The organism is Actinomycetota bacterium (assembly GCA_035640355.1).
Taxonomy (GTDB): domain Bacteria; phylum Actinomycetota; class UBA4738; order UBA4738; family HRBIN12; genus CALGFI01.
The window spans coordinates 12,361-35,580 of the sequence record DASQWI010000022.1 but is presented as its reverse complement, the minus strand read 5'-3'; the positions used below and the strand labels follow the sequence as shown (position 1 = coordinate 35,580).

The 23,220-nt window shown below is 68.4% G+C and carries 29 protein-coding genes; 16 read left to right on the top strand and 13 right to left on the bottom strand.

Annotation, left to right across the window (positions count from 1 at the left end; translation table 11 throughout):
- Positions 1-7: 7 nt before the first annotated feature.
- The 4 genes from VFA08_11770 to VFA08_11755 form a co-directional block, all read right to left on the bottom strand.
- Positions 8-940 (bottom strand): ABC transporter permease subunit, encoded by a 933-nt coding sequence (locus tag VFA08_11770; GenBank protein HYZ14262.1) that lies wholly within the window; start codon positions 938-940, stop codon positions 8-10.
- Positions 937-1,953: a TIGR03842 family LLM class F420-dependent oxidoreductase gene (locus tag VFA08_11765; protein HYZ14261.1), complete on the bottom strand. Its 1,017-nt coding sequence runs from the start codon at positions 1,951-1,953 to the stop codon at positions 937-939. The genes VFA08_11770 and VFA08_11765 overlap by 4 nt, the downstream gene beginning before the upstream one ends.
- A gap of 11 nt (positions 1,954-1,964) precedes the next feature.
- Positions 1,965-2,804, bottom strand: coding sequence for a nitrilase-related carbon-nitrogen hydrolase (locus tag VFA08_11760; protein ID HYZ14260.1), 840 nt, complete (start codon positions 2,802-2,804; stop codon positions 1,965-1,967).
- Positions 2,805-2,942: 138 nt separating this feature from the next.
- On the bottom strand, positions 2,943-3,176 hold the full coding sequence (locus VFA08_11755; GenBank protein HYZ14259.1) for a hypothetical protein: 234 nt from the start codon (positions 3,174-3,176) through the stop codon (positions 2,943-2,945).
- Between the two features lie 20 nt (positions 3,177-3,196).
- On the opposite strand from VFA08_11755, the gene VFA08_11750 reads away from it, so the two are divergent.
- Both VFA08_11750 and VFA08_11745 read left to right on the top strand, forming a co-directional pair.
- Positions 3,197-3,946 (top strand): hypothetical protein, encoded by a 750-nt coding sequence (locus VFA08_11750; protein HYZ14258.1) that lies wholly within the window; start codon positions 3,197-3,199, stop codon positions 3,944-3,946.
- A gap of 9 nt (positions 3,947-3,955) precedes the next feature.
- Positions 3,956-4,501, top strand: a complete 546-nt coding sequence (locus VFA08_11745; GenBank protein HYZ14257.1) for a hypothetical protein — start codon at positions 3,956-3,958, stop codon at positions 4,499-4,501.
- 8 nt (positions 4,502-4,509) lie between these two features.
- Here VFA08_11745 and VFA08_11740 read toward each other — a convergent pair whose 3' ends face one another.
- On the bottom strand, positions 4,510-6,015 hold the full coding sequence (locus VFA08_11740) for an HD domain-containing phosphohydrolase (protein ID HYZ14256.1): 1,506 nt from the start codon (positions 6,013-6,015) through the stop codon (positions 4,510-4,512).
- 320 nt (positions 6,016-6,335) lie between these two features.
- Here VFA08_11740 and bcp point away from each other — a divergent pair, with 320 nt between their 5' ends.
- Complete coding sequence (gene bcp / locus VFA08_11735) at positions 6,336-6,791, top strand: thioredoxin-dependent thiol peroxidase (protein ID HYZ14255.1); 456 nt, start codon at positions 6,336-6,338, stop codon at positions 6,789-6,791.
- Between the two features lie 4 nt (positions 6,792-6,795).
- Here bcp and VFA08_11730 read toward each other — a convergent pair whose 3' ends face one another.
- Together VFA08_11730 and VFA08_11725 are read right to left on the bottom strand one after the other, a co-directional pair.
- Positions 6,796-7,059: a hypothetical protein gene (locus VFA08_11730; protein HYZ14254.1), complete on the bottom strand. Its 264-nt coding sequence runs from the start codon at positions 7,057-7,059 to the stop codon at positions 6,796-6,798.
- Between the two features lie 39 nt (positions 7,060-7,098).
- Positions 7,099-8,064: a winged helix DNA-binding domain-containing protein gene (locus VFA08_11725; protein HYZ14253.1), complete on the bottom strand. Its 966-nt coding sequence runs from the start codon at positions 8,062-8,064 to the stop codon at positions 7,099-7,101.
- A 325-nt stretch (positions 8,065-8,389) separates the two neighbouring features.
- Between VFA08_11725 and VFA08_11720 the strand changes: the two genes are divergently transcribed.
- The 3 genes from VFA08_11720 (at position 8,390) to VFA08_11710 (ending at position 10,298) form a co-directional block, all read left to right on the top strand.
- Entirely contained in the window at positions 8,390-8,749 is a 360-nt protein-coding gene (locus VFA08_11720) for a hypothetical protein (GenBank protein ID HYZ14252.1), read from the top strand.
- A gap of 122 nt (positions 8,750-8,871) precedes the next feature.
- Complete coding sequence (locus tag VFA08_11715; protein ID HYZ14251.1) at positions 8,872-9,390, top strand: DinB family protein; 519 nt, start codon at positions 8,872-8,874, stop codon at positions 9,388-9,390.
- Complete coding sequence (locus VFA08_11710) at positions 9,387-10,298, top strand: 5'-3' exonuclease (protein ID HYZ14250.1); 912 nt, start codon at positions 9,387-9,389, stop codon at positions 10,296-10,298. Before VFA08_11715 ends, VFA08_11710 begins: the two co-directional genes overlap by 4 nt.
- A 35-nt stretch (positions 10,299-10,333) precedes the next feature.
- Here the strand turns inward: VFA08_11710 and VFA08_11705 are convergent, their stop codons facing one another.
- From VFA08_11705 to VFA08_11695, 3 genes are all read right to left on the bottom strand, one after another.
- Positions 10,334-10,990, bottom strand: coding sequence for a sucrase ferredoxin (locus VFA08_11705; GenBank protein ID HYZ14249.1), 657 nt, complete (start codon positions 10,988-10,990; stop codon positions 10,334-10,336).
- A gap of 331 nt (positions 10,991-11,321) precedes the next feature.
- Positions 11,322-12,506: a cupin domain-containing protein gene (locus VFA08_11700; protein ID HYZ14248.1), complete on the bottom strand. Its 1,185-nt coding sequence runs from the start codon at positions 12,504-12,506 to the stop codon at positions 11,322-11,324.
- The gene (locus tag VFA08_11695) at positions 12,503-12,793 is read right to left on the bottom strand and encodes a hypothetical protein (protein ID HYZ14247.1); all 291 of its coding nucleotides are present in this window, start codon (positions 12,791-12,793) and stop codon (positions 12,503-12,505) included. Before VFA08_11695 ends, VFA08_11700 begins: the two co-directional genes overlap by 4 nt.
- A gap of 109 nt (positions 12,794-12,902) precedes the next feature.
- Between VFA08_11695 and VFA08_11690 the strand changes: the two genes are divergently transcribed.
- The gene (locus tag VFA08_11690; GenBank protein ID HYZ14246.1) at positions 12,903-13,181 is read left to right on the top strand and encodes a Rho termination factor N-terminal domain-containing protein; all 279 of its coding nucleotides are present in this window, start codon (positions 12,903-12,905) and stop codon (positions 13,179-13,181) included.
- A gap of 62 nt (positions 13,182-13,243) precedes the next feature.
- Here the strand turns inward: VFA08_11690 and VFA08_11685 are convergent, their stop codons facing one another.
- The gene (locus tag VFA08_11685; protein ID HYZ14245.1) at positions 13,244-13,759 is read right to left on the bottom strand and encodes a CHRD domain-containing protein; all 516 of its coding nucleotides are present in this window, start codon (positions 13,757-13,759) and stop codon (positions 13,244-13,246) included.
- 96 nt (positions 13,760-13,855) lie between these two features.
- Positions 13,856-15,013, bottom strand: a complete 1,158-nt coding sequence (locus VFA08_11680) for an aromatic ring-hydroxylating dioxygenase subunit alpha (protein ID HYZ14244.1) — start codon at positions 15,011-15,013, stop codon at positions 13,856-13,858.
- 147 nt (positions 15,014-15,160) lie between these two features.
- Between VFA08_11680 and VFA08_11675 the strand changes: the two genes are divergently transcribed.
- Genes VFA08_11675 through VFA08_11635 form a run of 9 tightly spaced genes read left to right on the top strand, consistent with a single transcriptional unit; the run spans position 15,161 to position 22,782 of the window.
- Complete coding sequence (locus VFA08_11675) at positions 15,161-15,823, top strand: UdgX family uracil-DNA binding protein (GenBank protein HYZ14243.1); 663 nt, start codon at positions 15,161-15,163, stop codon at positions 15,821-15,823.
- Positions 15,824-15,827: 4 nt separating this feature from the next.
- A complete protein-coding gene (locus VFA08_11670) occupies positions 15,828-16,898 on the top strand; it encodes an ATP-dependent DNA ligase (protein HYZ14242.1) in 1,071 nt (356 codons plus the stop codon).
- Positions 16,899-16,942: 44 nt separating this feature from the next.
- On the top strand, positions 16,943-17,854 hold the full coding sequence (gene ligD, locus VFA08_11665) for a non-homologous end-joining DNA ligase (protein ID HYZ14241.1): 912 nt from the start codon (positions 16,943-16,945) through the stop codon (positions 17,852-17,854).
- A gap of 59 nt (positions 17,855-17,913) precedes the next feature.
- Positions 17,914-18,075, top strand: a complete 162-nt coding sequence (locus VFA08_11660) for a hypothetical protein (protein HYZ14240.1) — start codon at positions 17,914-17,916, stop codon at positions 18,073-18,075.
- Between the two features lie 39 nt (positions 18,076-18,114).
- Positions 18,115-19,542, top strand: a complete 1,428-nt coding sequence (locus tag VFA08_11655) for an LCP family protein (GenBank protein HYZ14239.1) — start codon at positions 18,115-18,117, stop codon at positions 19,540-19,542.
- 3 nt (positions 19,543-19,545) lie between these two features.
- Complete coding sequence (locus VFA08_11650; protein HYZ14238.1) at positions 19,546-20,427, top strand: LLM class flavin-dependent oxidoreductase; 882 nt, start codon at positions 19,546-19,548, stop codon at positions 20,425-20,427.
- A 47-nt stretch (positions 20,428-20,474) separates the two neighbouring features.
- Complete coding sequence (locus VFA08_11645) at positions 20,475-21,128, top strand: metallophosphoesterase (protein ID HYZ14237.1); 654 nt, start codon at positions 20,475-20,477, stop codon at positions 21,126-21,128.
- On the top strand, positions 21,125-22,033 hold the full coding sequence (locus VFA08_11640) for a ParB N-terminal domain-containing protein (protein HYZ14236.1): 909 nt from the start codon (positions 21,125-21,127) through the stop codon (positions 22,031-22,033). The genes VFA08_11645 and VFA08_11640 overlap by 4 nt, the downstream gene beginning before the upstream one ends.
- Before the next feature lie 11 nt (positions 22,034-22,044).
- Positions 22,045-22,782 (top strand): Type 1 glutamine amidotransferase-like domain-containing protein, encoded by a 738-nt coding sequence (locus VFA08_11635; protein ID HYZ14235.1) that lies wholly within the window; start codon positions 22,045-22,047, stop codon positions 22,780-22,782.
- On the opposite strand, the gene VFA08_11630 is transcribed toward VFA08_11635, so the two are convergent.
- The gene (locus tag VFA08_11630; GenBank protein ID HYZ14234.1) at positions 22,772-22,981 is read right to left on the bottom strand and encodes a hypothetical protein; all 210 of its coding nucleotides are present in this window, start codon (positions 22,979-22,981) and stop codon (positions 22,772-22,774) included. The genes VFA08_11635 and VFA08_11630 overlap by 11 nt on opposite strands.
- Between the last annotated feature and the right edge of the window lie 239 nt (positions 22,982-23,220).

The following is a 23,220-nucleotide window of genomic DNA, read 5'->3' as shown; positions in this document are numbered from 1 at the left end:
CCAGTTTTCACTCTGGCGCCTCCCGCGGGCGGTTCCGCATCAACACGACGTCGGCCACGCCGACGATCCCCGCCATGAACAACCCCAGTGCCGCCGCGCCGAACACCGCGGTGTACACCTTCGCCGGGTCGGCCGTCGCCTCGCGCGCGTACTCGATGATCAGCCGTCCGATCCCGCCGGCGAGCCCGGTCGACAGCTCGGCGACGACCACACCGACGACCGACGCCGTCGCGGCCAGCCGGAACGCCGGAACCATGTACGGCACCGCGGCGGGGAATCGCAGCTTGAACAACGTCTGGCGCCACGACGCCGCGTACGAGTTCATGAGCTCGACCGCCGTCGGCGGCGCCGACGTCAGTCCCTTCAGGGTTCCGACGGCCACGGGGAAGAATGCGAGGAACGCGCCCAACACCGCCGCCGACAGCCACCGCGGCCACTCGAACGCGCCGAGATGCAGCTTTCCGCCCCAACTCACGACGAGCGGCGCCAGCGCGATCAGCGGAACGGTCTGCGACACGACGAGGTACGGCAGCAGCCCGCGCTCGAACACCCTGAACCGCGCCATCAGCACGGCGAGCCCCAGGCCGACCGCTGCGCCGATGACGAACCCGGCGAACGACAGCCGGAACGTGAACCACGCGCCAGAAAGGATGGTCGTCAGGATCGTTCCGGGGAATCCGGCGCGTTCGGGTTCGCCGAACCTCGCCAGCATCTGCCACACGTGCGGCATCGCCTGGTCGTTCGCGCGAGGAAGGATCTTCCAGCCGAAGACCGTTCCGCCGTCCTGAGGACCGACCACCTTGTACAGCTCCCACAGGATCGCGACGAGCAGCAGGGCGAGCGCGAACATCCAAACGGCGCGCAACATGCGCAGGTAGCCGTCGCGCGCTCGTGGCGCCGAATCCGAGCGAGCCGGCCGCGCCGCTGCGGCCTCGCTCACGTCCTGGCGACGACGCCTTCGGCGATGGCCGGAAGAACCTTCTCGCCGTAGGCTTGCAGCGTCTCGTCCTTGGCGTCGTGCTGCAGGTAGAGCGCGAACTGATCGACGCCGAGCTTGCGGAGTTCCTCGAGCCGGCGCACGTGCTCCTCGACCGGACCGAGGATGCAGAACCGGTCGACGATCTCGTCCGGCACGAACTGCGTGTGCACGTTCCCCACCTGCCCGTGCTCGTTGTAGTCGTAGCCCTGCCGGCCCTTGATGTAGTCGGTCAACGCCCGAGGAACCTCTGAGCTGTCGCCGTACCGCGCCACGATGTCGGCCACGTGGTTGCCGACCATGCCGCCGAACCACCGGCACTGATCGCGCGCGTATCCAAGCTCGTCACCGACGTACGCCGGTGCGGCGACGCACATCGTGATCTCGTCGGGATCGCGCCCCGCCTCTTCGGCGGCGCGTCGAACGGACCCGATCGTCCACGCGGCGATGTCGGGGTCGGCGAGCTGCAGGATGAACCCGTCGCCCGCCTCACCGACCAGCTTCAGCGCCTTCGGCCCGTACCCGGCGATCCACACCTCGACGCGGCTCCTGCCCGCCCACGGGAACCGGATCGTCGAACCGCGATAGTCGACCGGGCGTCCGTTAGCCAACTCGCGGATCACGTGTACCGCGTGGCCAAGGGTCTCGAGCGTCGTTGGCTTGCCGTTCGTTACGCGCACGGCGGAATCTCCACGCCCGATGCCGATCACGGTCCGGTTGCCGAACATCTCGTTCAGCGTCGCGAACACGCTCGCCGTCACGGTCCAGTCGCGCGTGGCCGGGTTCGTCACCATCGGCCCGACCGTCACGTTGCGCGTGTTGGCCAGGATCTCCGTGTGGATCGGGTACGGCTCCTGCCACAGGATGTGGCTGTCGAACGTCCACACGTGGCTGAACCCGTACGTCTCGGCCTTCTTGGCCAGGTCGACCACGCGCGCGCTCGGTGGTGTCGTCTGGAGAACGACGCCGACGTCCATCGGCCTACCCCTTACCGCGCGACGATCGAGTCGTACGCGTCGGGCCGGCGGTCCCGGTAGAACGCCCACCGATCGCGAACCTCACGGATCTTGTTGAGGTCCAGGTCCCGGACGATCAGCTCCGGCTTGTAGGCGTCACCAACCTCGCCGACGAACTGCCCTTCGGGATCGACGAAGTAGCTCTGCCCGTAGAAGTCGTTCTCTCCGAGCGGCTCGATTCCGACCCGGTTGATGGCGCCGACGAAGTACATGTTCGCCACGGCGGCCGCGGGCTGCTCGAGCCGCCAGATGTACTCGGAGAGTCCCCGGTGCGTCGCCGACGGGTTGAACACGATCTCCGCGCCGTGCAGCCCGAGGATCCGCCAGCCCTCCGGGAAGTGACGGTCGTAGCAGATGTAGACGCCGACCTTGCCCACGGCGGTCTCGAACACGGGATATCCGCCGGTTCCCGGCGCGAAGTAGAACTTCTCCCAGAACCCTTTCACCTGCGGGATGTGCTGCTTGCGGTACTTGCCGAGGTAGGTGCCGTCGGCGTCGATCACCGCGGCGGTGTTGTGGTACAGCCCGGACTGCACGACTTCGTACATGGGCAGCACCATGACCATGCCGAGCTCTTTGGCCACGCTCTGGAACCGCTTCGTCGTCGGCCCGTCCGGGATCGGTTCGGTGTAGCTGTAGTACTGCGCGTCCTGGACCTGGCAGAAGTACGGACCGTAGAAGAGCTCCTGGAAGCACATGACCTGCGCTCCCTGGGCGGCGGCCTCGCGGGCGGCCTCCTCGTGCTTGTCCGTCATCGACTCCTGGTCGCCCGACCAGTCGGTCTGGAGCAGTGCGGCTTTGACGATCGTCATGGCGTTCCTCCTCGGCGATGGCCCGGCGTCCGCGGGCGCGACGTTCCAGGGATGCGCTGGTCCGATGGTACCGACCGCCCGCGAGGGACGCGACCCCCTGTTGGACGGACGGTTCACCGATCCGCTGGCCCGCCGCGTTTAGCGCCGTTCTTCGTCCTCGTCATCGCCGACACCGCGCGCTTGCTCGAGCGCGTCCGCCTCGGGACGATCCCCTACCGAGGGGTCATCGTCCACGCTCCGGCGTGTGGCGTCGGCGGCCTGTTCGAGCGCATCCGCTTCGGGCACCGTCGCGTCACTCGAGACGTCGTCTCGTGACTCCAGCGCTTCATCGGCTGCGTCCGCTTCGTCACGGTCGCGAGGCGTCTCGTTCATCGCCGTAGTCTGTCATCTCCGTGAGACAGCTGTGGATGACCGCGACGGGTTCGGTTCGCGCGATCGCCGCCGTCGATCGTGGGGTGGCCGACCGGGTGTTCGGGTCCGACGACGCGGTCGCGCTCGGCGGATGGCCCGGCGCGACGCACGGGCGCGCGTGGGCCAGCTACGAGGCATTCGCGGAGGATGTTCAGAGCGGCGCGATCCCCGATGACGTCACACTCGTCATGTACGACCCGGAGGCGTGGGACAAGACACCGCTCCACGAACGGCTCCACCCGGTTCGGTACATCGAGGCGTTCTGCGCACTCGCACGCGCGAACGGATTCTCCGTCGCTGTCACCCCGCATCCGAACCTCGTGGCCGTACCCGGTAGCCGTCATGTCCAGGAGCCGGGCGAGTCGCGCGAGGACGCGTACCTGCGCTCGGGCATCGTCGAGGTGTGCGCCAAGAACGCGGACGTCTACGAGACTCAGGCCCAGCGGCTCCAGAACGAGCCGGCCGTGTATCGCGCGTTCGTCTTGGAGACCGCCCTACTCGCACGGTCCGTGAACTCGAACGTGCGCGTGCTGTCAGGCCTGTCGACGCATCCGGGCTATCCGGCCAACGCCGAGATGCTCGTGGCCGCATGGAGCAGCGTCCGCGACGTCGTGGACGGCCATTACCTCTCGCTGGCCAAGCGCCGGTTGGTGGACGTAGCCGCGTCCTTCCTGTCGCGAATCGCCACGACGCCCGAGCTCGAGCGACTCGACGCGACCGCCGCGGGGTAGAGCCTCAGCGTGAACGGAGCACCAACGCTCCCGGTTCAGGAGCGCGCCGCGAACGCGCTTCGACGCGTCCTCGCAGTCGCGGCTCGCGTCCTCAGAGGACTGTCGTCGCTCGCGACTGTCGCGGCGATCTCGGTGACGGCTGCGTGGGGCGTTGGCCTCGCGGATGCCCCGCCCGAGGACGCGAACGAATGGATCGCGCGCATCGTCATCCTCGCGATCGCGCTCATCCCGGCCGGAGTACTCGTCCTGTTCGTGGCCGGAGTGGGACAGCTGCGCGAGCTTCCGAAGCGAGCTCGAACGCTCCCGGCGGACGTTCGCACTCGGGCCGCGCATCTCCGCGACCCCTCGACGCGGAGACGGGGTCCGATCGCAACGCTCGCCGCGCTTTTCGGCCTGGCCAAGGTGGTGTTCGGATCCCGCGAGGTGCTCTCACCGTACGCGGCGATCTCAGCCGTGCTCCGTCCGGCCATCCTCGTGGCCGCCCTGGTTGCGGCTTTGGCGGCGGTGGTGGAGATCCCGGCCGCAGTGCTCGTCATCCTGGTGCTACTCGCGTAGCCCGCGCGTCAGTTCTTGTTCCGCCACTTCATCACGGTGACGGTGATCCTCGTCCCGTCCGGCACGCGAGATCCGGCTGGGTCCGACTGGTCACCGACGAGATTCTTGAACTCAGGGTCGTTAGTCCATTCTTTGACCACGCGCACGACGAACCCCGCCGCTTCGAGGCGGGCCGTCGCGTCGGTCTCGCGGAGCCCAACGACGTCGGGAACCCGCACGCCTTCGGGGGTCGGCGACGGCTCTGGCTTGGGATCCGGCTTGGGATCCGGCTTCGGGTCCGGCTCGGGGTCCGGCTGCGGTTGCGGTTCGGGCTGCGGGGACGGTGCCACCGGTTCATTTACCTGTCCGCCACCGCCTCCGCCTGCGCCGCCTCCGCCTGCGCCGCCTCCGCCGGCGCCGCCGCCACCTTCGCCCTTGTCACCTGAGCCCTTTCCATCTCGGTCACGATCGCCGTCGTGGCCTTCATCGGTGACGTTTTCGTTCCTGACTTCACCCGACCCGCCGATATCCCTTGTGTCCTCCCCCTGCGTGCGGACGACGTCGGTGACCGGGCGCACCGCGGGAGCGGCCGCAGGGGCGATCAATCCAACAGCGACAACGCCGGCGGCAACGGACGCGGTGACGGCCTGCGCACCGGAGGACGTCACGACCCTGCCCAGCGTGGGGAGCCGGGCGAGGAACGGAAGGTGCACGAGGAGCGAGGCCGGACCGGTGGCCCACAGCAAGCGCGGAAGCGAGATCGACAGGAAGGCCCGAACGACCACCGGGTCGAACTGCTTGCCTGCGGCCCACACCAGCTCCTCACGTGCGGCTCGTGCCGACAGCGGCTTCTTGTACGACCGCGCCGACGTCATGGTGTCGTACACGTCGGTAACCGCGACGATCCGCGCGCCGATATGGATCTGCTCTCCCGCGAGCCCGGCCGGGTACCCGGTGCCGTTGTAACGCTCGTGGTGGTGCGCGATCGCGTCGGCCCACGTCCCGAGCCAGCCGGCGAGGGGTTCGATCATCCGAACGCCCTCGACCGGGTGCTTCTTGATCTGGTCCCACTCTCCGTCGGTAAGCGGTTCCTTCTTGTTGAGGATCGCGGCGTCGACCGAGAGCTTGCCGATGTCGTGCAAGAGCGCGGCCCACCGCAGCTTGTATCGATCGATCTCATGGAGCTCGAGCTCTTCCGCGAGCATGTCCGTGTACACGCGAACCCGTTCTGCGTGACCTCGCGTCGCACTGTCGTGCGCCCCGAGCGCTGTGACGAGGGTCAGGATGGCCTCCGCAACACCGCTGGCATCGCCTGCCTCGCTCTCCGTCAGTTCCTCGAGCTGCCGAACGCTGCCGGCCCGTCGCGCGAGCTTGAACCGGGACGGCGCCCTGCCCGGGAACAGCATTGCCAGCTTCAGGAGCGTGGCGAGTGGGATGAGCCGTCGAGCGGCATTCTCCGCGACGATCGCCACGACGATGCCGAGCACCAGCAGCCCGATCCAAGCGGCAACGGTTCTCTCGGTCGCATCGGGCAACAGCGCGCGGACGAGGAGCGTCGCCGCAAACGCGCACGCCAGCGGGAACAGGAAGATGCCAACACGCAGGAGCCAGCTCAGGCCGGGGCGAGCGGCCCACTTCCGGTCGGCGGCCGTGGGGGCGGCTTCCTTGCTCCGTTCGAGCCTTCTCTTCGGTGCGGCGTTCTGGTCGGCGTTGGGCAGCGCGGATCCACCTCGCTCAAAAATTCGAGTCCGTAGTGCGGTATCGGCTCATTCGGCTCGGCCGTTGAGCCCAGTCGGCGTCGGCCACGACCACGTGGTGGGGATGACGAACGGGGTAGGTTCTGTTCGGAGGATCGATGGCGAGACTTGAACCCGGAGACACCGCCCCGCCGTTCGAGCTGGCCGACCAGCACGAGAGGCGGGTCAGCCTGGCCGACCTGCGCGGCCGCAAGGTGCTCGTCTACTTCTATCCCGAGGCGGACACGCCGGGGTGCACCACCCAGTCCTGCTCGCTCCGCGACCACAGGCAGGACCTCGCCGGCATCGGGACGGAGGTCATCGGGATCTCGCCGGACATGCCCGACAAGCAGCTGGCGTTCGACCGGAAGTACGGGCTTGGGTTTCCACTGCTTTCCGATCCCCGCCACGAGGTGGCCGAGGCGTGGGGCGCGTGGGGCGAGAAGAAACGCGGGAGCATCGGCATCATCCGGTCCTCGTTCCTCGTCGACGAGGAGGGACGGATCGAGCGGGCGTGGTACGCGGTCACGCCGCAGGACACCGTTCCGAACGCGCTCGCCGCGCTCAGCGCGTAGCCGCCTAGAGCAGGCTGCTCTGACCGCGCGCGACGCGGCGGCGGCGCGGCGCAACGTCCGGCGCCGGATGCTCCACGAGGGCGACCACGCGGTCGGCCATGAACCGACCGGTGCGGACCGGCGTTCCGTTCCGCGTCACCTCGGAGACCTCGATGACGCCGCGAGACGTGGTGATCTCGACGCGACGGCCGGCCTTCGTCGCCTCGATGTCGTACTTCACGACACCCGCGCCCGAGTCGACGACGACCTCCACCCGATCGCCCCGCATGGCACGCAACCCTAGTGCTTCCCACCGACGCGAGCTGTCTCACGCAAGGAATGCCGACAGGCGCTCGGCCTCCTCATCCAGATCCTGCTTCGCCTGTCGCGGGAGCTTCTCGAACGGTTCGAGCTCGACCCGGCCGCCCTCGTACGTCCACGCCCCGGCGACCCGGCCGTCGACGAGGAACGTGGATATCGACTGCGGGATCTTGACGTGGAAGACCCGGGATCGATGGCGCTCGGGCAGGATCTGGGTTCGACGGGCGTGAACGAGGAGCGCCGCCTCCCACGGCCCCAGGAACCTCGGCGGCACCTCCGTTTCGGGATCGGGCAGGGGCGCACGCTGGGCGTCGAGCAGCTCACCGCCCTGCTCGTCGCGGAAGCGCCGAAGGCTCAGGCGTTCGAACGATGACGCGAGCGCCTTCGCCGACAGACCGGTGAAGCTCTGCACGTCTTTGCGCGACGCGGGGCCGAACGCGCCGAGATACCGGCGCACGAGGTGATCGATCGCGTCGCGCTCCGAAACCGGCGACGACCGGCCGAGCCAGTGGTCGGCGAGCGCGAATACGTCGGCGCGCCGGCGTTCCCAGGTGCCGGACGGAGGCGCCCGCACGAGGTCGACCCACATCTGCACGCCGTTCCACGTCGTGGTGTCGACGCCGAGGTGCGCAATGAGCTCCTCGCGACGCCGTGGCCCGTCGGCGAGGAGCGCTCGCAGGCGCCCCGCCACAGCCTGAAGGTTGTGAGGCTGATCGCGACGTCGCGTCGCCGAGAGCCACCACTCGCGGCGCGTCCCCCGCACGGCCTCGACGAACAGTGGATAGTCGCGGGCCGAGACGATGTGGATGGTCGCCCGCATGAGCGTTCCCTGCACGACGGTACGTCGTTCGAGGGCCCGGGTGAGGTCGTCGCGGCGGAACCGGTCGAGCCGTGACCACAGACCGATGTACGCCGTCGGCGCGTACTGCGTCTGAAGTCCGCCGACGCGCTCGACCGCCGTGGCGAGCGGCACGCGTCGACGCTCGAGCAGGAGCTGACGCGCGAGCAGCGCGCGATTCAGCTGACGTTCGGTGAGGGTCCGCTCGGCGATCGGCGGAGTCTAGCGATGACGCCGCCGGTGAGCTGTTCTCGCCTAGGGTTCGCCCGTGATCACCGCCTTCTCGCCGTAACCGGCGTGGTCTGACCGAGGCGAGCCACCCGCTGTCCGTCATGTCTCCGTGTCACACTGAAAACCGATGCCAGAGCTATTTGTTGGGCGGCGAGGCGAGGACCACATCGAAATCCGGGTCCTGCGACGGAGTCGCCCGCAGGCTAATGACTACTGGGATGGCAACTGGGTGGAAAGCGAGATCCGGATTGACATCAAGCCATGGCGAGCGACGTACGCGGCGCAGCTTCGCACTGAAGAATTCTCACAATTCCATGACCAGCTCCGCGAGATGTACGAAGGGGAGAGGAAGGAAGCATCCTTCGAGCCGATGGAGCCGTGGATCGGCCTCACCTTGGAGCTGGACGCGCTTGGCCACATAACGATCAAGGGCGATGCCGGTCCGGAGGGCTTCGGCAAGGTTTTCGGCAAGGTTCGCCTCAACTTCCACCTGACCGATGCCATGGACCGGACCGACCTTCCACCGCTCATCGATGATCTCGACAAGCTGTCGCGCGAGTACCCGACGAAGGGTGCCCCAACAGGCTAGGTCACGGTCGTACGCTGCTGTCGTTGAGCGTTTACTGCTCGACGTGTCGAGGCGTTCGTTATGTACCGAGCATCATGGCTCGCCCGGACGACGCCTGACTACAGCACCGCTAGGGTTGACGGATGGATGGCGAATCCCTGCTCGCGTTCGTTCGATATCACGCCTGGGCGAACGATCGAATCCTGACGACCGCCGCGGATCTCTCCGACGACGAACTCCGAAAGGACGGTGTGCTCGACCACGGGAGCGCGTTCCAGACGATCCGGCACCTCGTCGACGTCGACTGGAGCTGGCGCGAGTTCTGCATCGGCAACGACGTGGGCGAGACGTACGTGTGGGAATACGGGTTCACGCTCGAGGACCTCAGCGCCCTGCACGCGTTCTGCCTCGAGGAGGACGTGCGGCTCCGCGCCTTCGTCGAGTCGCTCGACGACCAAGCGCTCGCCGAGCCGTGGGGCACTGATGCCCACTTCACGAGACCGCGATGGCTTGTGGTCGCCCACATCGTGAGTCACGGCACGCAGCACCGGAGCGAACTCGCTCGGTACTTCACCGAATGCGGGCACTCCCCAGGCGATCTCGACAACCTCCTCGGCGCGTTCGAGCTCCCCTGGCCAGCCGCCGATACGCTGCGCGCGTGACCCACCGCGTTCTCTTGGATGTGTCGAGCCTGATGTACCGCGCGTATTTCGCGATGGGCGAGGCGATCAAGACCCCGGGCGGACGCCCGTCGGGCGCGCTCCACGGCTACCTCGACATGGTGACGAGCCTGCTCCTGTCGCGGCGACCCGACGAGGTCGTCCACGCGTACGACCACGAGTGGCGTCCGTCCGCGCGAACGGACCTGTACGCCGGGTACAAGTCGCAACGCCAGGCGGACCCGGAGGGCCTGCCCGATCAGTTCACGATGCTCCGCCAGGTGCTCGACCTCGCGGGGATGCCGCAGGCGCAGACGCAGGGGTGGGAGGCCGAGGACGCCATCGGTGCCCTCTGCGTGCAGGCGGCGCCGAACGATCGGAACGAGATCGTCAGCGGCGACCGCGACCTCATCCAGCTGGTTCGCGATCCGGCGGTGAAGCTGCTCCTCACCGTTCGCGGGGTGTCGGAGCTCGCCGAGCTCGACGAGGCCGGCGTGCTCGAACGCATGGGTGTCCCGGCCAACCGCTACGCGGAGTTCGCCATCTTGCGCGGGGATCCGAGCGACTCGCTCCCCGGGGTTCGTGGCGTCGGCGCGAAGACGGCTCAGGCGCTGATCGAGTCGTATGCGTCGCTCGACGACCTCGTCGCCGACTCTGCGTCGGAACATCCGCGCGCCGGGCCTCTGAAGGGAAAGCCCGCGCTCCGAGCGAGGATCCGTGAATCGGCCGACTACATCGCGACCATGCGGCGGATCGTTCCGGTGAACGCAACCGCGCCGCTCGACCGGTGGCAGGGCGAGCGAGACGACGAGTCGCTCACCGAGCTCGCCGAAGAGCTGGCCATCCGGGGGCCCGTCCAACGGCTTCGAGCCGCGATGGACGCGGCATCACGCACCCGCGCAGCGACGTAGCGCCGTTCGAAGCCGTCGAGGACTCGGCGCCCCCGTCAGTCGATCCGGCTGATCGATGCAGCACGGTAACGAGGCGGGGGCTGTTCGGTTTCACTCCTGCAGGTGAGGTAGTGCCGGTCTGCCTCGTCGATATCGAGCACGATCTCGAACCGGCCGCGTGGTGTTCGGAACGAAGCCTCGAGCGTCGAGGTGAAACGGCTCGCTCGTTCGAACACCACGTCGTCGAGACCCACGAGACGTTCCCTCGTCCGGAGTTGGAGCTCCGCCGCTTGCACCGCCATCGGGTAACACGAACGCCCCCGAAGGCGATCTAGGTCGAGTCGTCCGCCTGTGTACTCCGTCACCACGTGGTCGGCGTCGGCCGGTGCAACCCGACCGAAGTAGAGGCCGTGGGGGAACGCGATCAGGTTGCCGGCAAACCGGTCGCCACCGAAGTGACTGCTCTCCCACGTCTGCCGGGGGTACGTCGCCGCGAGCGCGGAGGCGAGTGGCCGGCCGCGTTCGGCACAGCACCGGTCGTGCCGACCGTGGGTGCACACGAGGAACACCGGGTCTTCGTGCGCGTCGAGTCCGACGGACGAACCGCGGCCGAGCGCTTCGATGTCGAGCTCCAGCGCGTCGGTCAGGCGCTCGAGCGATGTCGTCTCGATCCACGGTGGTTCGGGCCCGGAGCGGATCGCGAAACACCTCACACCGCCTCGATCCCCAGCGGGTGCAGCGCGCCGAATGAGGAGCGGGCGAACGAGGGCTGCTTCACACCGGGCGCTGACCTCGGCGGCGAACCCTGCCGGGAGGCGGGCATCGACGAAGGCGTCTTCGCCCCAGGGCCCGGCATGCTCCAGGAGCAGCCACGAACGGACGACCGACGCTGTCCCGGTCATGGGTTCGCCACGCATCTGGCTCTCTTGGCAGCAGCGCTCCGCTCGTAGGGCCACGGCGCTGAGCGTACGGGCTGTGCTGGCGAGACCGTTTCGAGCTCGGTGCGCCCGCCAGCGGTACGCGCATAACCTTCAGCCAGGCGAACTAGCGAACGATCGTCAGCAAGCCCTCCCGGACCAGCCGCCGGGTCAGAACGGCTCGGCTGTCCGCATCGTTCACCGCGTCGGCGAGGTCGTGAACACGAAACTGGTCGGCGGCCGCGATCCGGCGCATGGCCGGCTCCACCCAAAACGGCATCTCGAGGCGGCGATCGCCGAGGAGCACCTCGAGGCGGTCGCCGCGGGCACGCAGCTCACACACGGAACCGCGCCTGCGTTCGACCAGCGTCTCATCTCCGATCTCGTCGAGCTCGAGGACATCGGTGAGCGCGCCGCGGAGGAGCGAAGCGCGGGTGGAGAGGAAGTCCGACGCGTGGGTATCGGCGAGCTCGCGCGCCGACAGGCGTCCGAGCTCGCCGCGTGCGACTCCGAGCTTGTCCTCCAAAGCGCGCTCCACGGATTCGGGATCGCGATGCCATCCGAGCGGGAGCGGCTCGTCGAATGCAGCATCGCGCTCGACGACGCGCCACCCCCGCGTCACCACGTCGCGCCACGTCCCAACGTGAACGCCGACCGTCAGGTGGCCCGACACGGCCTCCTGCGTGGACGCCGCGTGCGGCGTTCCCTTCGGCATATAGATGGAGTCGCCCGGTTCGATCGTCGCGCTCACGGGGTCGCGCGTCGGCTCACCAGGCGCGGCATGTAGCTCCCACGCCTTCTTCCCGAACGCCTGCAGCACGAACACGTCGTGCGGGTCCTCGTGCAGCTCGAGACCCTGCGCTCCCGGCGGCGTGACATAGGCGTTCACCTGACATGCATGCCCCAGCTCGAGCTCCAGATCGCGGGTGAACAGCGAGACCGGTTCCCAGTACCGATGCAGGCCCTGCAAGACGATCGTCGCGCCCGCCCGGAAGAGCTCGAACACGCGCATGGGATCGGCCATCCCGCTCACCGGCTTCGAGCCAGTCGTGCCGGAGCGCGTGTACGACGACTCCGGGATCTGCTCGCCGGCCTTCACCAGCCGAAACGACGGCGTCCGCAGCGACGTCGTCGAAAGGATGCGATCGACGTCGTCCAGGCTCAGCAGTCCCGCGAACGCGTTCGGCCCGGCGCTCCGATGAACGAGCACGCTCCGCCCCCACGTTCGCTCCCTGAACGCGGAGACGTCACCGGTGCAGAGCTCGAGCGCGGACGTGGCGCCCGTGCGCTCGAGCTCGATGACGGACGTCACGAACGCTGGTCGGTTCCGTCCGTGTCCCGGCTGTCGGTGCCGTCGGTGTCGCGTGTGTCGGTGCCGTCGGCGTCCTTCATGTCCTTCGAGTCGGTGTCCTGGGAGTCCTGCCCGTCCTGGTCGCGCGCGTCGCCGTCGCGCATGTCCGTGGCGTCGCCGTCCTTTCCGTCGCGGCTGTCGGTCCCGTCGGCGTCTTGCGGCCGCTCCGTGCTGGCCGACCCCACGGGCGGCGAGATGGTCTGGATGTCGTCGTCGGACAAGGTTCGGTCGGTCGTCGGTTCGTCCACGTCGGCCTCCTCACTCAGGGACCCATCGATGCTATGCCGAATCGGGCATCGACGCGCCGGACGGTTCCACAGGCGCGAGGCGGGTACGACCTCCGATGGAGGTGGTGGCATGGCGACCAGGAAGCAGACTCAGGCGGCGAGGCGCAACATCCGCAAGGCGAGCTCGGCGGCGAAGCGGAAACGGACCATCGCGAAGCTGCCCAAGGCGACCCGGCGAGACCTCGGCCGGCAGGCCGCGGCATCACGACGACGCGGCGGAAAGGCCGGACGCTCGCTCGAGGATCGCAACCGGACACAGCTCTACGACGTCGCGAAGCGCAAGGGCATCCCCGGTCGCTCCAAGATGGGCAAGTGGGAGCTGATCGAGGCGATCCGCAAGGCCAGCTGATCGCCGGCGCAAGCAGGAGCCCGCCCGGGCGAACCGGGCGGGCTTCCCCGCCCTACGACCCCCTATCGGATCTGGCCGCGGATCTCGCCGGGCTGGAACAGCACCGTGTGCACGTTCGCATAGGCGGCGCCGACGCGCAGCGCCGCTACGAGCTCGTCGAACTCACCCGAAGCGATGCCCTGGCCCGCCGGACCGATCACGTCATCCGGTTCGATCGTCCCCGTGACGGTACCGCCCGCTCCAGGGCAATCGGGCACGCCCGGCAGGGCGTTCTCGGTCGAATCGCAGAGGAACGCGATGACCCCGCCGGCGATCGCGGGCTCACCGAGATGGATGTGTGCGAACAGCGCCGGACCGGTGAGGTCCGAGTAGCTCAGACGGTACGACAGCGATTCACCGGCCACGGCGAGATCGGCACGAAACGAGCCCGTACCTGGGACCGACAGCGTGAGCGGCGCCTCCTGGTAGCCGTCGAGCATGGCCATGAACACCCTGCCGCCGCCGGCTGAGGCCTGCAGGCTTCCGACCGACGCCACCACGAGCAACGCGAGCACCGCGATCGCGACGCGTAGACGCATCGAACTCCCCCTCTCTGATCCGGTTGCGGCCGCGACGCGGCCTCGCGGGTACTACGGACGGCCGTTGAGGGGGGTTTGGCGGTTCGAAAACCACGCTCAGCCGAGGAGGTCGCGACCCATGGCCAGTCTGTACTCCTCGTTGAACCAGTAGAGGAATCGATCCTGGCGCGGATATACGCCTGCCGTGAACGCACGCGAGCCGACCCCGGTCTGAGCGCGCTCGCAGACGTCCCAGTCCTGCTTTGAGATGAGGTCCCAGAACTCGACGACCGGCTCGGGCTTGAACACGGTCGGATCGGCAATCACCTCGGGTCGGAACAGGTATTCCGAGACGACCTGCGTGTGGCGTGGACCTTTCGGGAACGCGATGTAATACATCCCACAGTCCGGGTGCAGGTTCAGCATCAGGTTTGGGAACTCGTACGACCCGTAGTACATCGTGTAGTCGACGGGATCGAGGCCCGGGAGCTTCGGGAGCTCGGATGTACCGGAGATCGTGAAGCTCGTCGCGCCGTCGCGCATCGCGTTGCCGTCGTCGCGCGTCTCCTCGTCCCATACCTCTCCGAACCGGAACAGCGGAACGACCTGCACGAGCTCGGGATGGATGCTCGGGCAGTGCAGGCACTCGTTGTAGTTCTCGACGACGATCTTCCAGTTGGCGTTCACCTCGTAGACGATGCGGACGCCGATCCGCAGGTCTTGCATCTTGAACCGTTCGAACACGGTGATCGTCTCGGCGCCGTCCGTGAGGGCCTCCATCAGCGGACGAGGCTCCGGTGACAGGTTGGCGAACAGGAACCCCGCGTACTCGTCGATCGTGACCGGGTGCAGCGGGTAGTTTGACCGATCGAACAGCTCGTCTTCCTTGACGTTCGGCGTGCCGATCAGCCGCCCGTCGAGATCGTAGGTCCACGCGTGGTAGGGGCAGCGGAACGCCTTGCGTGCATTCCCCGTGGCGTTGTCGTCGAGGAACTTGGTTCCGCGGTGCGCGCAGACGTTGTAGAAGCCACGGAGGGCGGAGTCCTGGTTGCGAACGACGAAGATCGACTCGCCGGCAAGGTCCTTCACCACGAAGTCGCCGGGGTTCGCGACCTCCTCGCTCCGGCCGATCGTGACCCAGTCGGCCCACCAGATCTTGTCCCGCTCCTCGTCGTAGACCTCCTGACTCGTGTACTCGTGCCCCGCCAGCGTCGGACGAGGTCGCCAGTCGCGTTCGTCGTAGCGGAGGCGATCGGCGCGGCGGTCGGTCTGCATCTCGGGCTCCTCAGGTCCACACTCCGGCCGTTTGAACGGCCATTCAAACACCCCGCCCAGCATACGACGGCGCGGCCGCGCTGAGAAGCCCGAGGTCGCGAACCCGGGAGCGGTTCGGCGCGCAAGGCGCCGGGTAGGTACGCGTTCGTGGCCGATCCAGCGTCTCGCTCGGACGGGGCCAAAGCGGCCCGGGAGACCGCTGCCCCGCTGGTCCCGGAGAACCCAACGATCCCCAAGCTCCAGCAGGCCGCGGCGCCGTGCACCGCGTGCGAGCTGCATCTGCTCGGCACACAGACGGTCTTCGGCGAGGGGCCGGAGAAGGCCCGCGTGATGCTCGTCGGGGAGCAGCCCGGCGACCGAGAGGACGTCGAAGGGCACCCCTTCGTCGGTCCGGCGGGCAAGCTCCTGGACCGCGCGCTGGAGGACGCGGAGATCGAGCGCGACGACGTCTACGTCACGAACGTCGTGAAGCACTTCCGGTGGGAGGCGCGCGGCAAGCGTCGGCTTCATCGAAAGCCGGCCATGGCGCACATCACGGCGTGCCGCCCCTGGCTCGACGCGGAACTGGCCGTGGTCAACCCGGAGGTCCTCGTGTGCCTCGGTGCGACCGCGGCGCAGGCCATCGCCGGCAAGTCATTCAAGGTGACCGAGCGTCGCGGCGAGTTCGTCGACGTGGAAGGGATCGACGCTCTCGTGACTGCGACCGTTCACCCGAGCTCGATCCTCCGAGCGGACGACGCGAACAGGGACGCCGAGATGACCGCGTTCGTCCGCGATCTGACCACCGTTCGTCGCTCGCTCGACGGCTGAAGAGATGTCGCCGCCGATCGAGCCGATGCTTGCTCGACTCGTCCGCGAGCTGCCCCACGCGGAGGGACATCGTTACGAGCCGAAGTGGGACGGGTTCCGCGCGCTCGTCGTACGCGACGGCGACGACGTCGAGCTGTGGAGCCGTCATGCGCGGCCGCTCGCCCGCTACTTCCCCGAGCTCGTCGAGGCGTTCGGGTCAATGGAGCCTGACCGGCTGATCGTCGACGGGGAGATCCTCGTCCGCGACAAGGACGGGGCGTTCGACTTCGCCGCGCTGCTCTCGCGACTGCATCCCGCTGCGTCCCGCGTCCAACGATTGCGGAGCGAGACGCCCGCATCGTTCGTTGCGTTCGACGTGATTCAGATCGCCGAGGACGACCTCCGCGACGAACGGTTCGACGAGCGGCGTCGACGTCTCGAGTCGCTGCTCGAAGATCCGCCCGACTCGGTCGCGCTCACGCCGATCACGGACGACCCCGATCTCGCCGAGCGCTGGCTGGACGGGTACGCCGGCGGTGGCGTCGACGGCGTGGTCGCGAAGCACCGAGATCTTCGCTACGTGCCGGGCGAACGCGCCATGCTGAAGGTCAAACGCGAGCACACCGCGGAGTGCGTCGTCGCGGGCTACCGTTGGCTCGAGAGCCGGCCCGCGATCGGGTCGCTCCTGCTGGGCCTGTTCGACGAGGAGGGCCACCTCCGCCACGTCGGCGTCGTCAGCTCGTTCACCGACGCCTCGCGACGAGCGTTCCTCGACGAGCTGTCGCCGCTCGCCGTCCCGCTCCCGGAGCACCCCTGGGCGGAGGGGTTCCTGATCGAACCGAGTCCGCTCGGCCGGCTGAAAGGGACAGCCGGGCGATGGACGCCCGACATGGCGCACGACTGGGTCCCCATCCGGCTCGATCGCGTCGCAGAGGTCGCGTACGACAGGTTCGACCGTGACCGCTTCCGACATCCGGCGCGCTTCCTCAGGTGGCGTCCCGATCGCGATCCGCGTTCCTGCACGTTCGACCAGCTCGAGGTGGACCACCGCTCGCCGGCCCTCCTCGTCGCCGCCGGCCGGGGAGTGCACGGGTAGAACATGGGCGTGACGATCAAGGTGCGGCCCCCGCCGAGAAAGACGTGACGGCGCGCGACGCGACGCGCATAGACGTCGGCGGCACGACCGTCCGGATCACGACGCCCGAACGCATCCTGTACCCACGCGGCCGGTTCACGAAGGGCCAGATGCTCACGTACTACTACGAGGTCTCGGCCGCGCTGCTCCGCCACATCGCCGAGCGTCCACTGACGCTTCGACGATTCCCCGAGGGCGTCGAGGGCAACACCTGGTACCAAACGCGGTGCGGTTCGAACCGCCCCGAGTTCGTGGACACGTCCGTCCTCACCGTTCCTGGAGGCGAGCCCCAGGACTACTGCGTTGTGAACGATCTCGCGGGGCTGCTGTGGGCCGCGAACCTCTCGGCGATCGAGCTCCATCCACTGTTGATGCGCACGAACGACGTCGACACCCCGACGATGATGATGTTCGACCTCGACCCCGGTGGAGGTGCCGGCCTGATCGAGTGCAGTCGCGTCGCGCTCCTGCTCCACGAAGCCCTCGCGGGCGTCGGCCTGCGCTCGTTCGTGAAGACGTCCGGCTCGCTCGGGCTCCATGTTGCCGTCCCTCTGAATATGCGGGCGACGTTCGGGGAGACCAAGTCGTTCGCGCGGGTCGTTGCGAAGGCGCTCGCCGTGTCCACTCCGACCCTCGTCGTCGATCGCCAGGCGAAGGGCGTGCGCGCGGGCAAGGTGCTCGTCGACTGGCTCCAGAACGATTGGCGGCGCTCGACCGTCGCGCCGTACTCGCTTCGAGCCGGTCCATTCCCGACCGTGTCGATGCCGCTCGACTGGGGTGAGATCCACGCAGCCGTCGAGAAGCGTTCCGAACGTGACCTGTGGTTCGGGCCGAGGCGAGCCCTCGAACGGCTCGATCGGGACGGCGACCCGTTCGCCGACGTACAGACGCTCCGGCAGCAGCTGCCGGCGGGCTGACGCGCACGCTCGATTGCGTCGCGTCGCCGGTGGGTATCTGCCCGACAGGAGGTGACGTCATGCCACAGAAGAAGCACGGCAACGTCAAGAACTCCAAACAGTACGAAGGGCTCCGCGAGAAGGGCATGTCGAAGGAGCGCGCGGCGAGGATCGCCAACTCTCCGGGAGCATCGAAGCGCGGCGGGAAGAAGGCCGCCGCGAAACGCCGGAAGAAGTCGTAGCGGCGGTTCGATCCATACGCAGCCGATAGGCTCGGGCGAATGCTGAAGGCGGCCGTCCGGGCGGTCGGACACGCGATCGCGCTCCTCGCGACCGTCGCCACCGCGTGCACGTCGCCGTCGCCGCGACAGGTCGACGAACCGACGACGGTTCCGGTGGCACCGAGCGGCTCGCTGGCGGCGCCGCCGGTCCACGAGCTCTCGATGACGCTTCGTGAGGTGGACGCGCACGGCGTGGAAGGGAGGATCCGCCGAAGCGACCTAGCGGAACCGACGCGCGCGGTCCGCCGGACGATTTCCGAGCTCTACACGATCGGCTTCGTCGATCCTGTGCGGTGGCAGGACGGCGAGTTCCCCTCGCTCTTCCGTCTGTTCGCCGGGCCCGTTCGGGATCAGGCGAGCCGCGACATCGCGGATCTGACGCTCGGTCCTGTCGCGCGCGACGTCGATGCACTGCAGCCGAGGCGCGCGCTCCTGGACGTTCGGTTCCTGGCGGACGGGCAGAAGCGTCCGCTCTTCGCCGTCGCGGATGCGCGGTTCGCCGGCATCGCCCAGGCGGGCGAGAAGCGTGCCCCAGTGACGCACGAGGGCGAGTACGTCCTCCGCCGCGTGAACGGCGAGTGGCGAATCGTGTCGTACGACGTGCATGGCCACGTGCCGAACGTCCTCGAGGGCGGCCCGAGGGACGCCGCAATCGCGCCGGGCCTTCCCTCGAACGAGCCGTTGTTCGTGCTCGTGATCGGAAGCGACGCGCGACCAGGCCAGTCGGTCACCGGCACGCGCGCGGACTCGATCCACATCGTCGGCGTGAACCCGCGCCACGGTCGCGTGTCGATCGTGGGGATCCCGCGCGACTCGTGGGTGTCGATCCCCGGCTACGGCTCCGACAAGATCAACGCCGCCCTCGTCCTGGGCGGTCCGGGGCTGCTCGTCGACACCGTCGAGCGCCTGAGCGGGATCCGGATCGACGCCTACCTTCTGACTGGCTTCCAGGGGTTCGAACGCATGGTCAAGGCCGTCGGCGGGATCGACATGAAGATCCAGTATCCGATCAGCGACGTCTATGCGAACGCGCACTTCCGTCGCGGTCCGGAGCACCTCTCGGGGCGCGAAGCGCTGGCCTTCGCCCGCGTCCGCCACGACCTGCCGAACGGCGACTTCGGCCGATCGTTCAACCAGGGGCGTCTGATGATCGCCGCGCTCGCGACGCTCCGGCGCGAGGTTGCCGAGGGCTCGGCCGCGGTCGTTCCGTGGGCGCTCGCCGCCGCCCGGAACGTGGTCACCGATCTGTCGCTCACCGAGATGTTCGAGCTCCTCGTCGCGGCGCCCGCATTCCAGCCCCGGCGCGTGCGGAACGCCGTCGCCGGTGGACATGGCGGGTCGATCGCCGGGAAGAGCGTGGTCGTCCTCGATAGTCGCGCACAGGCGATATTTCGAGACCTCGGACGCGACGGGATGCTCGGCGGCTGACACTTGCGCATCGGCGTCCAGCTCCCAGAGGTCGAACGGGACGTTCCCTGGACCGAGTACGTGGCGATGGCGCGCGCCGCCGAGCAAAGCGGTTTCGACTCCATCTGGCTCGGCGATCACCTGCTGTACCGGGACTCACGCGGCGAACGCGGCCCGCGGGACGCGTGGACGATGCTGGCGGCGCTGGCCGCCTCGACAGAACGCGTTCGCCTCGGACCGCTCGTCGCGTGCGCGGCGTTCCATCCGCCGGGTGTCCTCGCCCGCATGGCGGCGAACGTTCATGAGGTGAGCGGCGGCAGGTTCGTGCTCGGGATCGGCGCCGGCTGGAACGAGACGGAGTTTCAGGCGTTCGGCGTTCCGTTCGACCATCGCGCGTCGCGGTTCGAGGAGGCGTTCACGGTCGTTCGCCGACTGCTCGAGGGAGAGCACGTGACGTTCCACGGCCGTTTCGTTCACACGAACGACGCGGTGCTCCTTCCGCGACCGGCATCGCGGCTGCCGATCATGATCGGCTCGAACGGAGAACGACTCCTTCGGGCGACGATCCCGCACGTCGACGCGTGGAACACGTGGTTCGACGACTACGGCAACGAACCGTCGAGGTTCACGACGCTGAACGAACGCATCTCCTCGTTCGTGGTCGATGCGGGACGCGAAGCCGCCGAGGTCACCCGGAGCGCGTGCACGCTCGTCGTCCTCGACCGAGACGCGATGGAGCGCCCGATCCGCGACGGCGTGACGCCGGTAGAAGGATCGTCCGAGCGAGTCGCACGGCACCTTCGCCAGCTCGCCGACGCCGGAGCGGACGAGATCATCCTCGTCCTGGACCCCATCACCGAACTCTCGATCCGCGCCCTCGGCGACGTCGTCGCGTCCGTCGCCTGAGAGCCGCTCCGTGCGACGGCGGCGTAGCATCGATATCGGGCCGTTCGATGCCACGCATCCTCGCCGTCGCCGACGAACCGTTCCCCGGTCTCCCGGACGTGCTCCGGGCGCGTCCGGACGTCATCGTCTCGTGCGGCGACATCCCGTGGGACGACCTCGAACACATCGTGGACGCGGTGAACGCGCCGTTGCTGTTCGTCCCCGGGAACCACGATCCCGCGCTGACTCCCGCTCCGATCGCGTTGCTCGGGCTTCCGGCGATCGCGAACCAGCACTTCGTCGATCCCCCCGGGCCGCGGGGCGGCTCGAACGTCGACGGCCGCGTCGAAGACGTCGCGGGCCTGAGGATCGCAGGACTCGGCGGTTCGATCCGCTATCGACCAGGCCCGAACCAGTACACGCAGACCGAGATGCGCCGACGCGTACGCAGGCTCCGCCGTCGGGTCGCATGGAAGACGCGTCGCGACGGACGACCCGTGGACGTGGTGATCGCGCACTCGCCGCCCCAGGGGATGGGAGACGATGACGACGCACCGCACGAGGGGTTCGACGCGTTCCACGACCTGATCGCGCGCCTGCAACCGAAGCTGTTTCTTCACGGCCACATCCACCCGTACGGGATCGTTCGACCAGACCGTCGTGTGAACGGAACGCGGATCGTGAACGTCGTGCCCTACAAGGTGATAGACCTCGACGCGTGAGCGAACGAAAGGACTACCTGAGCTCGTCGTTCCCCAAGGCCCGCCGGCAGGAGGCCTATCGCAGGCTCTCAACGGTGGCGAAGGGCCGCGAGCAACGACCGCTCCTGTCGCTCGACGAGGTGTCGAGGCGCCTCGGCGCACTCGAGCAGACGTACGTCGGCGTGCGCCCCATCCCCGTTGACAAGATCGTGGGGACCGTCAGCCGAGTGGACGACTTCGACCGTGATTTCCTGCCCAAGCGCTCGAAGATCCAGGAGCGGTGGCAGCAGGTCGAGGAGTCGTGGCCCGACGGCGATTTTCCCCCGATCGTCGTGTACGAGATCGACGGGCGGTATTTCGTCGTCGACGGCCACCACCGGGTGGCGATCGCCAAGCAACGCGGCATCGAGATGATCGACGCCGAGATCACCGAGCTGCGGAGCCGCACCCCTCTCCCGGCCGACGCGGACGTCGGCAGCATCATCATGGCCGAGCAAGAACGGCGGTTCATGGAGGAGTCGGGTCTGGGGCGAGCGCGGCCGGACGCGACGGTCGAGTTCAGCCGGCCGCAGGGATACATCGAGTTGCTCGAGCACATCAAGATCCACGGCTTCCACCTGATGATGGAACGCGGAGAGGTTCTCTCGCCCGAGGACATCGCCGCGGACTGGTACGACCGCGTGTACGTTCCGACCATCGAGGCCATCCGCCGCGAGAGGCTCGACGCGATGTGGCCCAAGGCCACCGACGCCGACCTGTTCCTGTGGGTCGGTCAGCGACGCCGCGAGCTGTTCCCCGACCGTCCCGAGGATCTCGACATCGAAGGGACCGTGCGAGCTGCGCGCGAGGCGACCCCGCGGCCGAAACGGCGAGCGTCGAGCGCGACGCGTCGCGTCACGAACCGACTGAGGCGAAACATCGACTGATCGAACCTGGGATGACGGGCCCGCTCGCGCTCGTCGGAGGCGACGAGCTGAAACCGGGGAACGAGCCGCAGGACGAGATCCTCGTCCGTGCCGCTGCGGGGGCTCCGGCGTACGTGCTCGCGACGGCGGCCGGACGGCAGCGCCCCGAGATTGCCGTCGCGAACGCGGTTCGATGGTTCGGCGCATTGGGCCTTCACGTCGAAGAGCTCCCGGCGCTGCGGAAGCGCGATGCGACTTCGCCCGCGAACGTCGAACGCGCGGTGGCAGGACGGTTCTTCTATCTGGTCGGCGGTGACCCGGCGCTCGTTCCGGCGACGCTCGCCGGAACGCCGCTGTGGGACGCCATCGCCACCGCTTGGCGCGGCGGCGCGGCGCTCGCCGGCTCGTCGGCCGGCGCGATGGCGTTCGGCGAGTGGACGCTGACCCGTGAGCGGATGCCGGGCGACCAGCGACGGCGCTACGCGCCGGCGCTTGCACTCGTGCCGCGCGTGGCCGTGATCCCGCACTTCGACGGCTTCGGACACCGGTGGGTCGACTCGGCGCTCGCCGGCGCCGAGCACAACGAGGTCATCCTGCTCGGGATCGACGAACGGACAGCCGCGGTTCATCACGACGGGATGTGGTGGGCGGTCGGCGAGGGCACCGTCACGGTGATTACGCAGAGCGGGCGCACGCGGTTCGACGGCGGATCGCCCATCGCCGGACTGCCGGAGCCGTCTCGCAGGGTGACGACGGGGCTCAGCGGATAGCGCGGTACGGCTGTGCCTCGATGGGCGACAGACGCGCCGCGTGGGGGTTGTGGATCACGCTCCCAGAGGTGATGGGCGTCCAGACCCAACGGCCCTGCCGCAGGTACTCGGAGCCCTGCTCGAGACGGTCCATGCGCACCCGGAAGACGACGCCCTCGAGACGGTAGTAGCGCTCTTCGGCGCGAAGTTCGACCTCCACGACGTCCTCCCCGGGGCGGTCGGCGCGAGTCGGGGGTTCCCCGGAACCCCCGGACCCCGTCATTCCCCTTCCTTGGCCTCGTTCTTGGTTCAGTGCCTCGGCCAACCGGCGCTGCCGGCAGCGATCATCGCCGCGAGCGTGCCCAGCGTGAGCGCCAGGTACCGAGCCCGAACCGTCCAATGTGCCCGCATCGGCTCCTCCTTCGCCTCCCCCGAACGGGAGCCGAATGTAACTAGCTG